We start from the raw sequence: 14,192 nt of genomic DNA on the forward strand, positions 1-14,192 counted from the left end.
AGGAAAGCGCGTGGGCAAGGCGGTGTAACCGCCGGGCGAAAACCTCCCATGCGCACACACAGGCTCCCTCGGGGGCCTTTTTTATTGCCCGAAACACGACTAAACGACCAGCAATCGCCTGATGGCGGACAGTACGGGACCAGACCGATGAGCAGTGGACAGAACGAGCGGCGCGAAATGACCGGCGCCGAAATGGTGGTGCAGGCGCTGAAGGACAATGGCGTCAAGCATGTTTTCGGCTATCCGGGCGGCGCGGTTCTCCCGATCTATGATGAGATCTTCCAGCAGGATGAGGTCGAGCACATCCTTGTCCGTCACGAGCAGGGCGCGGGCCATGCGGCGGAGGGCTATGCGCGCTCGACCGGCAAGGCCGGCGTCATGCTGGTGACTTCGGGGCCGGGCGCCACCAATGCGGTGACGCCGCTGCAGGATGCGCTGATGGATTCGATCCCGCTGGTCTGCCTGACCGGCCAGGTGCCGACATCGCTGATCGGCTCGGATGCCTTCCAGGAGTGCGACACGATCGGCATCACGCGGCCCTGCACCAAGCACAATTGGCTGGTGAAGGACGTCAACGAGCTCGCGGCAATCATCCACGAGGCGTTTCATGTCGCGACGACAGGACGTCCCGGTCCGGTCGTCGTCGACATCCCGAAGGACGTGCAGTTCGCCAAGGGCATCTATGTGCCGCCGCAGACGGCGCCGCGCACGAGCTATCAGCCTAAGGTCCAGGGCGACCTGGAAAAGATCAAGGCGGCGGTCGAACTGATGGCCAACGCCAAAAGGCCGATCCTCTATACGGGCGGCGGTGTCATCAATTCCGGCCCGGAAGCCAGCCATTTGCTGCGCGAACTGGTCGACCTCACCGGCTTCCCGATCACCTCGACACTGATGGGCCTTGGCGCCTATCCGGCATCGGGCAAGAACTGGATGGGCATGCTCGGCATGCACGGCACCTATGAAGCCAACATGGCGATGCATGATTGCGACGTCATGGTCTGCATCGGCGCGCGCTTCGACGACCGTATCACCGGCCGGCTCACCGCGTTCTCGCCGAACTCGAAGAAGATCCATATCGATATCGATCCGTCCTCGATCAATAAGAACGTCCACACCGATGTGCCGATCATAGGCGACGTCGGCCGGGTGCTGGAGGATCTGGTGCGGCTGTGGCGGGCGACTGCCAAGGCCGACAAGAAGGCGCTCCACCCATGGTGGGAGCAGATCGCGAAATGGCGCGCGCGGGATTCGCTTGCCTACAAGATGAATCACGATGTGATCATGCCGCAATATGCCGTCCAGCGGCTCTACGCGCTGACCAAGGACATGGACACTTACATCACCACCGAGGTCGGCCAGCACCAGATGTGGGCGGCGCAGCACTATCATTTCGAGAAGCCGAACCGCTGGATGACCTCCGGTGGGCTCGGCACGATGGGCTACGGCCTGCCGGCGGCGCTCGGCGTGCAGATCGCACACCCGGATGCGCTGGTCATTGATATTGCCGGCGATGCCTCGGTGCAGATGACGATGCAGGAGATGAGCGCGGCGGTGCAGCACGACGCACCGATCAAGATCTTCATCCTCAACAACCAGTATATGGGCATGGTGCGGCAGTGGCAGCAGCTTCTGCACGGCAACCGGCTGTCGCATTCCTACACCGAGGCGATGCCGGATTTCGTCAAGCTCGCCGAAGCCTATGGCGGCCATGGCATTCGCTGCGAGAAACCGGACGAGCTGGACGACGCGATCAAGGAGATGATCGCGGTGAAGAAACCGGTGATCTTCGACTGTCGGGTCGCCACACTTGCCAACTGCTTCCCGATGATCCCGTCGGGCAAGGCGCATAACGAGATGCTTCTGCCGGACGAGGCGACCGACGAGGCGGTGGCCAACGCCATCGACGCCAAGGGCAGGGAACTGGTGTAGCCCCCAGGCCGAGGCAGGGCTTGTTGGAAGAAGCCGTGCGGAAACAGAGAATTAGCTCAAAAGTTTGAAATCGAGATTCATGTCATGAACGCACAGCTTCAACCGACCGGCTCCGCCTACTTCATCGCCAAGGAAACGGAAAAGCCGGAGACTCACACGCTTTCCGTGCTGGTCGACAATGAGCCGGGCGTGCTGGCCCGGGTCATCGGCCTGTTCTCCGGACGCGGCTACAATATCGAAAGCCTGACGGTCTCCGAAACCGAGCATGAGAAGCATTTGTCGCGCATCACCATCGTGACGCGCGGCACGCCGCATGTGCTGGAGCAGATCAAGCACCAGCTCGAGCGCATCGTGCCGGTGCACCGTGTTGTCGATCTCACCGTGCGCTCGCATGAGCTCGGCCAGGATCGGCCTCTGGAGCGCGAGCTCGCGCTGGTGAAAGTGGCCGGCACCGGCGAAGCCCGCGTCGAGGCGCTGAGGCTGGCCGATGCCTTCCGCGCCAGCGTCATCGACGCCAACACCGAGCATTTCATCTTCGAGATCACCGGCAAGGGTTCCAAGATCGACCAGTTCATCGCCATCATGAAGCCGCTCGGCCTGGTTGAAATCTGCCGCACCGGCGTGGCGGCGTTGAACCGCGGTCCGCAAGGGATGTGATCGCCCGGCGCTTTGGGTCCAGTGCTCTGGCGCCGCCTGTATTTATTCTGTCGCCTTGATCCTGATCTTCTGGCCCGGCTGCCGCCGTGAGGTGGCCTTTGTGCGTCTGAGGTAAAAGGACAATATTGCTGACCTGCTTGGAGGAAGCCATGACCCTCGATGCATTCCTCGCCCTGTTGGTCTATGCCTTCGTGACCTCAATCACGCCGGGTCCGAACAACTTCATGCTTTTGGCTTCCGGCGTGAATTTCGGTTTCGCCAAAACCATTCCGCACATGCTGGGCATCAGCATCGGCTTTCTCGTGCTGTTGCTGGCCGTCGGCTTCGGTCTGGGCGCCGTGCTGACTGCGTTTCCGGTGCTGCACACCGGGTTGAAGATCGCGGGCGGCGTCTACCTGCTCTACCTCGCCTGGAAGATCGCCATGTCGCGTTCGCTCAGCGGTAAGGGCGAGGCCAAGGCGCGACCGATGCGGTTCATCGATGCGGCAGCATTCCAGTGGGTCAATCCCAAGGCTTGGGTGATGGCGATCACCGCCATGGCCGTCTATGCCATTCCGGAGCATCCGTTTCTTTCGGTGGCGTTGATCTCGATAGCCTTCACCGTCGTCAACCTGCCGAGTGTTTCGGCGTGGGCAGGTTTCGGCATGGCGCTGCGCGGTTTTCTCTCGGATCCGGTGCGGCTGAAATGGTTCAACATCGCCATGGGCGTGCTGCTGGCGGCGACGCTATGGCCGATGCTGCGGTAGCTGTCGCTTTATTGTGCACTGCACATTAAATCTTCGTAATGCCGGGTTTTGGCACTTTTTCGCCCTCGGCGCCTTCTATCTATTTGGTGAAACCGCGGCACCAGGCTGCGAGTTTTGCCAGATATGACCACCGAACCACGGCGTGTCGGATAGAAGGCTTTTTGGCGATGCGTGGAAAGATCGTGCTTGCGGTGCTTGCGGTCGCCTGCCTTGTCGCGGCTGGGCTCTATCTTTCGCCCGCCGCAACGGAGAAGGTCCGGCAGATGCTGTCAGCGGAGCAGGCGGCACCTAACAAACCGGCGGCCGCCGCAAATGCCGCACGTTCTACCTCGGTGGTTGCCGCCACCGCTTCGAAGGCCGACTTCCCGATCCGGCGCTACGCCATCGGCTTCGTATCCTCCCCCGCCGTGGTCAGCGTGAACGCGCGGATCTCGAGCCAGATCACATCGATCGCCGTCAAGGACGGGCAAATGGTGAGGGCTGGCGACCTTCTGTTCTCGCTGGACGATCGTGCTCTGAAGGCGCAACTGGCCCGTGACCAGGCGACACTCGCCAAGGACCAGGCGTTGCTTGCAAGTGCCACGGCCGATCTTCAGCGCGCCAAGAATCTTGTCGCCAGGCAGGCCGGCACGCAGCAGACCTACGATCAGGCGATCGCCGCGCAGAAGTCCGCCGCGGCCACGGTCGACGCCGACAAAGCGACGATCGATGCGGACGAGGTCCAGCTTGGCTTTGCCACGATCACGGCGCCGATTTCCGGCAGGCTGGGCGCGGTCAGCGTCACGATTGGCGATCTCGTCACTACCAGCAACGGCAACAGCTCGTCGACCCCGCTGGTGACCATCACCCAGGTGGACCCGCTGCAGGTGAACTTCAATCTTCCGGAAAGCGATCTTGCCTTGCTGCACAAGGCGCTGGCGGCGCCGCAGGAGGGCGCGGTCACGCTGACCAGGGACGGCGATCCGACGCCGATCGGCAAGGGAACCCTCGATTTCGTCGATTCCAGCGTCGACACCTCCTCCGGCACGATCGCAACGCGGGCCAGCGTGCCCAATGCCGATCTTTCGCTGTGGCCAGGCCAATATGTGAATGTCGTGCTTGATGCCGGCATCATGCCGGAAATGACCTCCGTTCCCACGGTTGCGGTCCAGCCCAGCCAGAAGGGGCCGTTTGTCTATGTGATCAAGCCTGACAACACGGTGGAGATGCGGCCCGTGCAGGTCGCACTGACCGAAGGCGACAGCAGCGCTATCGGCGAAGGGCTAAAGAGCGGCGAACGTGTCGTCGTCGAGGGCCAGACAAGGCTGAAGAACGGCTCGCCGGTCCGCGAAGCCGAAGCTTCGACTAGGCCTAGTGATAAAGCGTCTCCCAAGGTTGCCGAGACTGGCGAGGCGCGTCCATGATCTCCGAATTCTGCATCCGCAGGCCCGTCGCCACCCTACTCATGTCCTTCGCGCTCGTGCTGGGCGGGCTGTTCGCTTACAAGTTCCTGCCGGTGGCCGCTCTGCCGAGCGCCGAGTTTCCGGTGGTCAACGTCTCGGCCTCGCTGCCCGGCGCCTCGCCGGAAACCATGGCGACCTCGGTGGCAACGCCATTGATCAAGCAGTTCGCCACCATCGCCGGCATCGATTCGATCTCCACCACCAACTCGCTCGGCTCGACCTCGATCGCCATTCAGTTCGTGCTCAACCGCGATATCGACGCCGCGGCGGCCGACGTGCAGGCGGCGATCGCGCGAACGCAGCGGCAATTGCCGCCCGAGATGACCAGCCCGCCGAGCTACCGCAAGGTCAATCCGGCCGATGCGCCGATCCTGCTGATGTCGCTGGTCAGCGACACGGTTCCGCTGACCGATCTCGATGCCTTTGCCGAGAATGTGATCTCGCCGTCGCTGTCGACGATCGACGGCGTGGCGCAGGTCTCGATCTTCGGGCAGCAGAAGTACGCCGTGCGCGTCCAGATCGATCCGACGGCGCTCGCCGCACGCGGCATTTCGATCGACCAGCTGCAGACGGCGATCGCCTCGGCCAACAGCAACACGCCGCTCGGCGTGCTGCAGAACGACAAGCAGCAGCTGACGATCACCGCCAATACGCAGCTGACCAACGCGGCGGGATTTTCCAACATCATCATAGCCACCAAGAACGGCCGTCCGGTGCGGCTCGGCGAGGTGACACGCGTCATCGATTCAGTCGAGACCACGACGACAGCCAGCTGGTACGACGGCACTCGCGCGATCATCATGGCCGTGCAGCGCCAGCCCGATGCCAACACCGTCGACGTCGTCGACCGCGTCAAGGCGATGCTGCCGTCGTTCCAGGATCAGATGCCGGCGGCGGCCAGCATCCAGCTGCTCAACGACCGCTCGACTTCGATCCGCGAGGCGGTAGACGACGTGCAGTTCACGCTGCTGCTCACCATCGCGCTGGTGGTGATGGTAATTTTCCTGTTCCTGCGCCGGGTAACGGCGACGATTATCCCGGCGGTGGCGGTGCCGATCTCGCTGATCGCCACGCTCGGCGCCATGTTCCTGTTCGGCTTTTCCATCGACAACATCTCGCTGATGGGTCTGACGCTGGCGGTCGGCCTTGTCGTCGACGATGCGATCGTCATGCTGGAGAACATTTTTCGCCACATGGAGGAGGACGGGCTCTCGGCCCTCGATGCGGCGCTCAAGGGCGCCCGCGAAATCGGCTTCACCATCATTTCGATCTCGATCTCGCTGGTGGCGGTGTTCATTCCGGTGCTTTTGATGGGCGGAGTGATCGGGCGCATCTTCAACGAATTCGCGGTGGTGGTGACGGTCGCCATCCTGGCGTCGATGTTCGTGTCGCTGACGCTGACGCCGATGCTGTGCTCGCGGCTTTTGTCGGTGTCGAAAGCCGACCGCGAAGCAGCCCAGGGCGAAGGCGGCAGGCACGGTTTCTTCATGCGGGGCTATGATTGGCTGCTGACCTTTTGCCTGCGGCACAGTTTCCTGGTTTTTCTCGTCTTCGTCGGGACGGCCGCAATGTCGGTCTGGCTGATCCAGACCTCGCCGAAAGGCTTCTTCCCGCAGGAGGATATCGGCCAGATTTCGGTGACGACCACCGCGCGCCAGGACATTTCGTTCGACGCCATGGTGAAGCTGCAGGGGCAAGTGGCTGATGTCTTCACCCATTCACCCCATGTCTCGCATGTCGGGTGGTCGGTAGGCAGCGGAGACAATGCGCTCAACCAGGGCCGGCTCTATGTGCAATTGAAGGATAAGGACCAGCGCCCCGATCTCGACAAGGTGCTCTCGGACCTGCGGCGGCAGCTGGCCAATGTCCCAGGCATCGAAACCTTCATGCAGCCGGTGCAGAACCTGCGGCTCGGCGCGCGCGCTTCGGCCAGCGCCTATCAGCTCGTTGTGCAGGGCCTCGACATAGGCGCGGCGGACGTTTGGGCGCAGAAGCTCACCGATGCGATGGCCGCCGATCACGCAGCCTTCACCGACGTCACCAATGATTTGCAGAACAACGCCTTGCAGGCGTCGCTGGTGGTCGACCGCGACAAGGCGGCGACGCTAGGCGTCGACACCGATACGTTGCGCTCCAGCCTCTATGGCGGTTTCGGCACCGAGCAGGTGTCGACCATCTTCGGCTCAGCCGACAGCTACGAGGTGATCATGGAGCTCGACCCGAGAATCGAGTGGTCGCCAGAAAGGATGCTGGCGATCAAGGTGAGAACGGCCAGCGGCAGCCTGGTGCCGCTCGGCGCCTTCGCTCGTGTCGATCGGACCGCCGGTGCCTTGACCGTCAATCAGCTCGGCCAGCTTCCGGCGGTGACCATCTCCTACAATCTGCCGCAGGGCGTCGCGCTCGGCGACAGCGTCACCCGCATCAATGCGCTGAAGGAAAAGATCGGCATGCCGGCGACGATCTCGACTACTTTTTCGGGCACGGCGAAAACGTTCCAGGATTCGCTTGCCAACCAGGGGCTGCTGATCGGCGGCGCGATCCTGACCATCTACATCGTCCTCGGCATCCTTTATGAAAGCTTCATCCATCCGCTGACCATCCTGACCGGACTGCCGTCGGCGGTGCTCGGCGCGCTTGTTGCGTTGCGGCTTGCGGGAATGGACCTGTCGGTGATTGCGGTCATTGGCATCCTGATGCTGATCGGCATCGTCAAGAAGAACGGCATCATGATGATCGACGTCGCGCTCGAGCTCAGGCGCGACGGGATGTCGCCGCTCGATTCCATTCACAAAGCCTGCCTGATGCGCTTCCGTCCGATCATGATGACGACATTGGCGGCGCTGATGGGCACGATCCCGATCGCGCTCGGCACCGGCGCCAGCGCCGAACTGCGCCAGCCGCTCGGCGTGGCGGTGGTCGGCGGCCTGGTCGCATCGCAAGCGCTGACGCTGTTCGTCACCCCGGTCATCTATGTCTACATGGAGCATCTTTCCGGTTGGCTTGTCAGGCTGTGGCCGAGGCGTCGGGACGAGCAGCCACCCGTCGAAGCCGTCGACCAGCCTTCGCTGTTCGAGGGCGAAGAAGAGTTGCAGGGCGAGCCGCAGAAGGCGGCAGCGGAATAGAGGCCAATGGGCTGGCCCAAGCCGCGGCGCTTGCGATGAGATGCTTGCAGTCGTAGTTTTATGGCCATGTCCCACAACCATGATCACCACCACGATAACGAGCTTGATCCTTTTGCCGCCCGGGTGCGCGCGCTGGAGACTATCCTCACCCAGAAAGGGCTGATCGATCCGACCGCGATCGACGTGATCGTCGACACCTACGAGACAAAAATCGGTCCGCGCAACGGCGCCAAGGTGGTGGCGAAGGCGTGGGTCGATGCCGACTATGCCGAGTGGCTGAAGCGCGACGCGACGGCGGCGATCGGCTCGCTCGGCTACACCGGCCGGCAGGGTGAGCACATGCGGGCTGTCTTCAACACGGCAGACACGCACAACCTCGTCGTCTGCACGCTGTGCTCCTGCTACCCGTGGTCGGTGCTTGGGTTGCCCCCGGTGTGGTACAAGGCGCCGCCCTATCGTTCGCGCGCGGTCATCGATCCGCGCAGCGTGCTCGAGGAATTCGGACTGACACTGCCGAGGACGACAAAAATCCGGGTATGGGATTCCACCGCCGAGTTGCGTTACCTCGTCGTGCCGATGCGGCCTGAAGGCACCGAGGGCTGGAGCGAGGAGCGGCTGGCGGATCTGGTGACGCGCGACTCCATGATCGGCACCGGACTGGCGCGGGAGCCGGCATGAACGGGCCGCAGGATCTCGGCGGACAGATGGGGTTCGGGCCGGTCGCGCCCGAAAAGGACGAACCTTATTTCCATGCCGACTGGGAAAGGCGGGCGCTGGGCGTGACGCTGTGCGCCGGCGCTATGGGCGCCTGGAATATCGACGAGAGCCGGCATGCGCGGGAATCGCTGCATCCCGCCGACTATTATGCCTCCAGCTATTATGAGATCTGGATCAAGGCGCTCGAAACCTTGCTGAAGCGACACGGCTTCGTCAGCGATAGCGATCTGGCCACGGGCAAGGCGGTCGACCCTGCGGCGACGCCAAAGCGAGTGCTGAAGGCCGAAAACGTGCCGGCGGTGCTGGCCAAGGGCGGCCCCTGCGACCGGCCGATTGCCACATCGGCGCGGTTCAAACTGGGCGACCTCGTGCGGACGAAGAATTTTCATCCGACCGGCCACACGAGGCTGCCGCGCTACGCACGCGGCAAGCAGGGCGTCGTCGAGGCTGTGCGCGATGGTTTTGTCTTCCCTGATACAAATGCGCACGGCCAGGGCGAAAACCCGCAATGGGTCTATACGGTGGCTTTCGACGGCGCGGAGATTTGGGGCGATGGCGCCGATCCGACGTTGACCGTGTCGATCGACGCCTGGGAGAGCTACCTTGAGCCAGCGTGAGGCGAAGTCACACGCTGCCAAGCTGCCCGCGGGCCTCGATGCGCCGGTATTCGCCGAGCCATGGCAAGCGGAAGCCTTCGCCATGACGGTTGCGCTGCACGACAAGGGCTTGTTTTCCTGGAGCGAATGGGCGGACGCCTTGTCCGCCGAGGTCAAGAAGCCGGGTGCCGCAAGCGATGGCCATGACTATTACGAGCACTGGCTGGCGGCGCTGGAAAATTTGCTGTCGGCCAAAAGGGTTGCCGGAAAGGGCGACGTCGATGCGCTCGCCGCCGCCTGGGAACGCGCCGCGCATGCGACGCCGCATGGCAAGCCGATCCTGCTCGAGAACGATCCCAGGCCGACCGAAGGTCGTGGCGACCCGACCGGCTAGGTCGTGGCGGCCCGACTTCGTTCTCTTTACGTTCCGCCTCCCGCCTGATAACTTGCGTCATTGGAGCGGTGCGGCCTGCCGCCGATGATCGGTGGCGGTGGCTGTCGGCCTTGTCTTTCCCTCGCGAATCCGGTCTCTCCCGCTGATGGAATTCTCCCCTCAACAGGACGATGCGCTGAAAGCGGTCGCCAACTGGCTCAAGACCGGAAAGCCGCAGCTCTTCCGGCTGTTCGGCTATGCCGGCACCGGCAAGACGACGCTGGCGCGCTATTTCGCCGAGCATGTCGACGGCCAGGTGCAGTTCGCCGCCTTCACCGGCAAGGCGGCGCAGGTGCTGCGTTCCAAGGGCGCGCTCAATGCCCGCACCATTCACTCGCTGATCTACCGGCCGAAGGGCGAAGAATCGGTAGCGGACGAGGTGACCGGCAAGACCTCGATGTCGCCGACCTTTTCGCTCAACCGGCAGAGCCCGATATCGCGGGCGAAACTGGTCGTCATCGACGAATGCTCGATGGTCGACGAACAGCTTGGCCGTGACCTCTTGAGTTTCGGCACGCCGATCCTTGTTCTCGGCGACCCCGGCCAGTTGCCGCCGATCTCGGGCGGCGGCTTCTTCACCGACCATGAGCCGGATATTCTGCTCACCGAAATCCACCGGCAGGCGCGCGACAACCCGATCCTCCGGCTGGCGCTCGACGTGCGCGAGGGCCGCGAATTCATGCGCGGCGACTATGGCACAGCGCAGGTGATCGGCAAGGAAGACGTCACCCAGGAGCTGGTGCTGAAGGCGGACCAGGTGCTGGTCGGCACCAACAGGACGCGACGTCGCTATAATAAGCGGCTGCGCGAGCTGAAGGGGTTCAATGCCGACTATCCGCAGGCCGGCGACAAGCTCGTCTGCCTGCGCAACGACCCTGCCAAGGGGTTGCTCAACGGTTCGCTGTGGAAGGTGATGACCTCGTCGCGCGAGACGGTGAAACCCGGCATCAATTTGCTGGTCTCACCGGAGGAGGACGATCCGGACCGCGGCGTCGCCAAGATCAAGCTGCTCAAAGCGGCGTTCGAGGAGCCGGACGCCGATATTCCCTGGCAGCAGAAGAAGCGCTTTGATGATTTCGACTACGGCTACGCGCTGACCGTGCACAAGGCGCAAGGCTCGCAGTGGAACGAGATCGTGCTTTTCGACGAAAGCTGGGCGTTCAAGGAAACCCGCCAGCGCTGGCTCTATACCGCGATCACGCGAGCGGCCGAACGGCTGACGATCGTCAGATAGGCCGATCGAGCCGCAGCCCCGTGGACTGGGATTGCGTCAGCGCGGGGCAATCGGTCTGGCGCCGAGCCATTCCCAGGCGGAAGCTTCGTCCTTGGCCTCGAAATGCCTGAGGTCGACGGGCAAGGAAGCAGGCAGCAAGCGCTGCGCGTCGGGTACCCAGTTCGGCTCGCCGACCGCCGCGCAGCGGCCGACATGCTCCACGGCACGGGCCGTGCCCTGTTCAAGCGTTTCGTCCGACACATCGACCCAGTCGACGCCATCATGGTCGATCAAGCGCACCAGCACGTCGATTTTCGGGTGCAGCGCGTAAGCCGCCTCCAGCAAACCGAACAGATTTTCGGCGTCGGCCGCCGCCACATGGCCGACGACGTCGATGGCGAACAGGTCGTCGCGGTCGGTGTCGATGCGGCGAACCGCCGGCACGGCTTCAAGATAGTTCACGGCTCTTCCTCTTGCTGGCCATTATCCATCCGTCTGGAACACCGGAAACCCCCTGTCTGTTCCCGTCAAAGGCGGTATAGATGCGCGACAAGATCAGCCCGGACCCGCAAAATGCCCGCAAAACTTTCCGTCAATCTCAATGCCATTGCCATGCTGCGCAACCGGCGCGATCTGCCGTGGCCAAGCGTGACCGGGCTCGGACGCATCGCGCTTGCCGCGGGCGCCCATGGGCTGACTGTTCATCCGCGGCCCGACGAACGGCATACCAGGCATTCCGACCTGCCGGAGATCCGGGCGCTGATCGACGACGAATTCCCCAGGGCAGAGTTCAACATCGAGGGCTATCCGAGCGAAGATTTCCTGGCGCTTGTGGAAAAGAACCAGCCTGAGCAGGTGACGCTGGTGCCGGATGACCCGGCGCAGGCCACCTCCGACCATGGCTGGAACTTCGTTGCCGACGCGGCGTTCCTGACACCGATCGTCAAACGCCTGAAGAAAACCGGCATTCGCGTGTCGTTGTTTTCTGATTCGGATCCAGCAGGCGTGAAGGCCGCGCGCGACACCGGCGCGGACCGGATCGAGCTCTATACGGGTCCGTATGGCAGCTATCATTCCGATTCGGAAAAGGCCGCGAAAGAGCTGGAAAGATTGGGAAAAACCGCCGATGCCGCACTTGCCGCCGGGCTTCAGGTCAATGCCGGGCATGATCTGGTGGTGAACAACCTGCCGGCATTGGCAAAGCGCATCCCGGCGTTGGCCGAAGTGTCTATCGGACATGGGTTGACAGCCGATGCGTTGGAGTATGGCATGGCCGGCACGGTCAAGAGATTTCTGAAGGCCTGTGGGTGGTAGAGATGGAAGCCTCGCATTGCTTACATGGCAGCCATCACGTTGGGGCACTTGATATTGCATCGCAGCAAGCGTAGAGCACCGCGCGCTTATCGGAGTGTTGTCCATGGCCCTTACCAACAGTGGTAGTGAGGCAGAACCCGTCGAACAATCAAGCCATTCTAAGGTCGAACAGCACAGCACCAAGGTCCTGATGCTTGGCGCGCTCGGCGTGGTCTACGGCGATATCGGCACCAGCCCGATCTATGCGCTTCGCGAAGCACTGCATGCTTCGTCCGGCACCGATCCGCGCAGTGCCGTTCTGGGCATTCTGTCGCTGATCGTCTGGGCACTGACGATTATCGTGACAATAAAGTATGTCGCTTTCGTGCTTCGGGCGGACAACAAGGGTGAAGGCGGTACCCTGTCGCTTATGGCGCTGGCCCGGAAAGCTTATCCGGCCGGTTCTGGCATCATTCTTGCCATTGGTCTCTGCGGAGCCGCACTGTTTTTCGGCGACGCGATCATAACGCCGGCCATCTCGGTGCTTTCAGCAGTGGAAGGGCTGAGCGTCGTGACCCCGGCGTTCGATCCATACGTGGTTCCCATTACACTGGTGATTCTTGCCGTCTTGTTTGCCGTGCAGCGCTTCGGGACCGGTAGAGTGGCCTCCGTTTTCGGGCCGGTGACGGCGCTCTGGTTTCTGGCGATCGGCATTGCCGGATTGGTGCACATTCACGACGATCCGTCGGTGCTTTTGGCAATCAACCCCTACTATGCAGTCGTCTATCTTGCCGAAGCCAAAACGGGCGCATTTCTCACCGTCGGCGCGGTTTTTCTGGCGGTTACCGGTGCTGAAGCCCTTTACGTCGATCTTGGGCACTTCGGTCGCCGTCCAATCGTGCTAGCCTGGTTCTGGATCGTCTTCCCATGCCTGCTACTCAGCTATTTTGGGCAAGGCGCGTTCGTTCTTGCTCACGGGGGGGTGCCCGACAATCCGTTTTTCCAGATGCTGCCAGATTGGGCACTGATACCGATGGTCGGGCTCGCAACAGCGGCGACTGTCATCGCCAGTCAAGCCGTCATCTCCGGGGCGTTTTCGCTGACCCGGCAGGCGGTGCAGCTCAATCTTCTGCCCAGAATCGAAGTTCAGCATACTTCCGAGATGCAACTCGGCCAGATTTACATGCCGCGCGTGAATCTCATTCTCGCGCTCGGCGTAATGCTGCTGGTCGTCGGCTTTGGCAGTTCGAGTTCCCTGGCTTCCGCTTATGGAATTTCGGTGACAGGCGAAATGCTGATGACGACTATTTTGCTATTTGTGGTGATGCGGTGGCAATGGAAATGGCAGATCGCGCTCGCTGCGGCGCTCGCGCTGCTCTTTGGCACGATAGATACCGGCTTCTTCCTGGCAAATATTGTGAAATTCGTGGAAGGCGGATGGGTTTCAATCGCTGTTGCCTGCCTCATGGGGCTGATCATGGGGACCTGGATACGCGGGAGTCACTATCTCTTCGACAAGACGCGCAGGAACGAGATTCCGCTCGATTTCCTTGCCGGCAATTTGTTGAAGAAGAAACCGCAGCTGGTGTCCGGTACGGCCGTGTTCCTCACCAGCGATCCAGTCAGCGCGCCGACCGCACTGATGCACAGCCTGAAGCACTACAAGGTGCTGCACGAACAGAACGTCATCCTGTCGGTGGTCACTGCGCAGCAGCCTCTCGTGCCCGATAGCGATCGGGTCAAGATGGAAACGATCAACGAGCTGTTCATGCGGGTGACGCTGACCTTCGGCTACATGGAACAGCCCAACATTCCGCGTGCGCTGGCGATCTGCCGCAAGCAGGGCTGGAAGTTCGACATCATGACGACCTCCTTCTTCCTGTCGCGGCGCTCGCTCAAGGCATCACCCAATTCCGGCATGCCGGTATGGCAGGACAAGCTGTTCATCGGGTTGGCGCGCACGGCAGCGGATGCGACCGAGTACTTCCAGATCCCGACCGGACGTGTGGTTGAGATCGGAACGCAGGTGGCTATCTAGTCGAAA

At 62.2% G+C, this 14,192-nt stretch carries 12 protein-coding genes; 11 read left to right on the forward strand and 1 reads right to left on the reverse strand.

Annotated elements, in window-relative coordinates:
* Positions 1 to 147: 147 nt before the first annotated feature.
* The 9 genes from EJ075_RS23635 to EJ075_RS23675 all read left to right on the forward strand — a co-directional run bounded on the left by EJ075_RS23635 (position 148) and on the right by EJ075_RS23675 (position 10,876).
* Positions 148 to 1,929, forward strand: a complete 1,782-nt coding sequence (locus EJ075_RS23635) for an acetolactate synthase 3 large subunit (RefSeq protein ID WP_126105945.1) — start codon at positions 148 to 150, stop codon at positions 1,927 to 1,929.
* Positions 1,930 to 2,013: 84 nt separating this feature from the next.
* Complete coding sequence (ilvN, locus tag EJ075_RS23640; RefSeq protein ID WP_095483396.1) at positions 2,014 to 2,586, forward strand: acetolactate synthase small subunit; 573 nt, start codon at positions 2,014 to 2,016, stop codon at positions 2,584 to 2,586.
* Positions 2,587 to 2,735: 149 nt separating this feature from the next.
* Entirely contained in the window at positions 2,736 to 3,332 is a 597-nt protein-coding gene (locus tag EJ075_RS23645) for a LysE family translocator (RefSeq protein WP_126105946.1), read from the forward strand.
* A gap of 167 nt (positions 3,333 to 3,499) precedes the next feature.
* Complete coding sequence (locus EJ075_RS23650; protein ID WP_126105947.1) at positions 3,500 to 4,735, forward strand: efflux RND transporter periplasmic adaptor subunit; 1,236 nt, start codon at positions 3,500 to 3,502, stop codon at positions 4,733 to 4,735.
* Complete coding sequence (locus EJ075_RS23655) at positions 4,732 to 7,896, forward strand: efflux RND transporter permease subunit (protein ID WP_126105948.1); 3,165 nt, start codon at positions 4,732 to 4,734, stop codon at positions 7,894 to 7,896. The genes EJ075_RS23650 and EJ075_RS23655 overlap by 4 nt, the downstream gene beginning before the upstream one ends.
* Positions 7,897 to 7,962: 66 nt before the next feature.
* The gene (gene nthA, locus EJ075_RS23660) at positions 7,963 to 8,574 is read left to right on the forward strand and encodes a nitrile hydratase subunit alpha (protein WP_126105949.1); all 612 of its coding nucleotides are present in this window, start codon (positions 7,963 to 7,965) and stop codon (positions 8,572 to 8,574) included.
* On the forward strand, positions 8,571 to 9,230 hold the full coding sequence (nthB, locus tag EJ075_RS23665) for a nitrile hydratase subunit beta (protein WP_095483400.1): 660 nt from the start codon (positions 8,571 to 8,573) through the stop codon (positions 9,228 to 9,230). Before nthA ends, nthB begins: the two co-directional genes overlap by 4 nt.
* The gene (locus tag EJ075_RS23670; protein ID WP_126105950.1) at positions 9,217 to 9,603 is read left to right on the forward strand and encodes a nitrile hydratase accessory protein; all 387 of its coding nucleotides are present in this window, start codon (positions 9,217 to 9,219) and stop codon (positions 9,601 to 9,603) included. The genes nthB and EJ075_RS23670 overlap by 14 nt, the downstream gene beginning before the upstream one ends.
* A gap of 145 nt (positions 9,604 to 9,748) precedes the next feature.
* Positions 9,749 to 10,876, forward strand: coding sequence for an ATP-dependent RecD-like DNA helicase (locus tag EJ075_RS23675; RefSeq protein WP_126105951.1), 1,128 nt, complete (start codon positions 9,749 to 9,751; stop codon positions 10,874 to 10,876).
* Positions 10,877 to 10,912: 36 nt separating this feature from the next.
* Here EJ075_RS23675 and EJ075_RS23680 read toward each other — a convergent pair whose 3' ends face one another.
* Positions 10,913 to 11,317, reverse strand: a complete 405-nt coding sequence (locus EJ075_RS23680; RefSeq protein ID WP_126105952.1) for an STAS/SEC14 domain-containing protein — start codon at positions 11,315 to 11,317, stop codon at positions 10,913 to 10,915.
* A gap of 111 nt (positions 11,318 to 11,428) precedes the next feature.
* Between EJ075_RS23680 and EJ075_RS23685 the strand changes: the two genes are divergently transcribed.
* Complete coding sequence (locus EJ075_RS23685; protein WP_126105953.1) at positions 11,429 to 12,169, forward strand: pyridoxine 5'-phosphate synthase; 741 nt, start codon at positions 11,429 to 11,431, stop codon at positions 12,167 to 12,169.
* Between the two features lie 103 nt (positions 12,170 to 12,272).
* Positions 12,273 to 14,186 carry a potassium transporter Kup gene (locus tag EJ075_RS23690; RefSeq protein ID WP_095483405.1) on the forward strand — a complete coding sequence of 638 codons (1,914 nt, stop codon included), beginning with the start codon at positions 12,273 to 12,275 and terminating at the stop codon, positions 14,184 to 14,186.
* Positions 14,187 to 14,192: the final 6 nt, after the last annotated feature.

Source organism: Mesorhizobium sp. M6A.T.Cr.TU.016.01.1.1, assembly GCF_003952585.1.
GTDB classification, from domain to species: Bacteria; Pseudomonadota; Alphaproteobacteria; order Rhizobiales; family Rhizobiaceae; genus Mesorhizobium; species Mesorhizobium mediterraneum.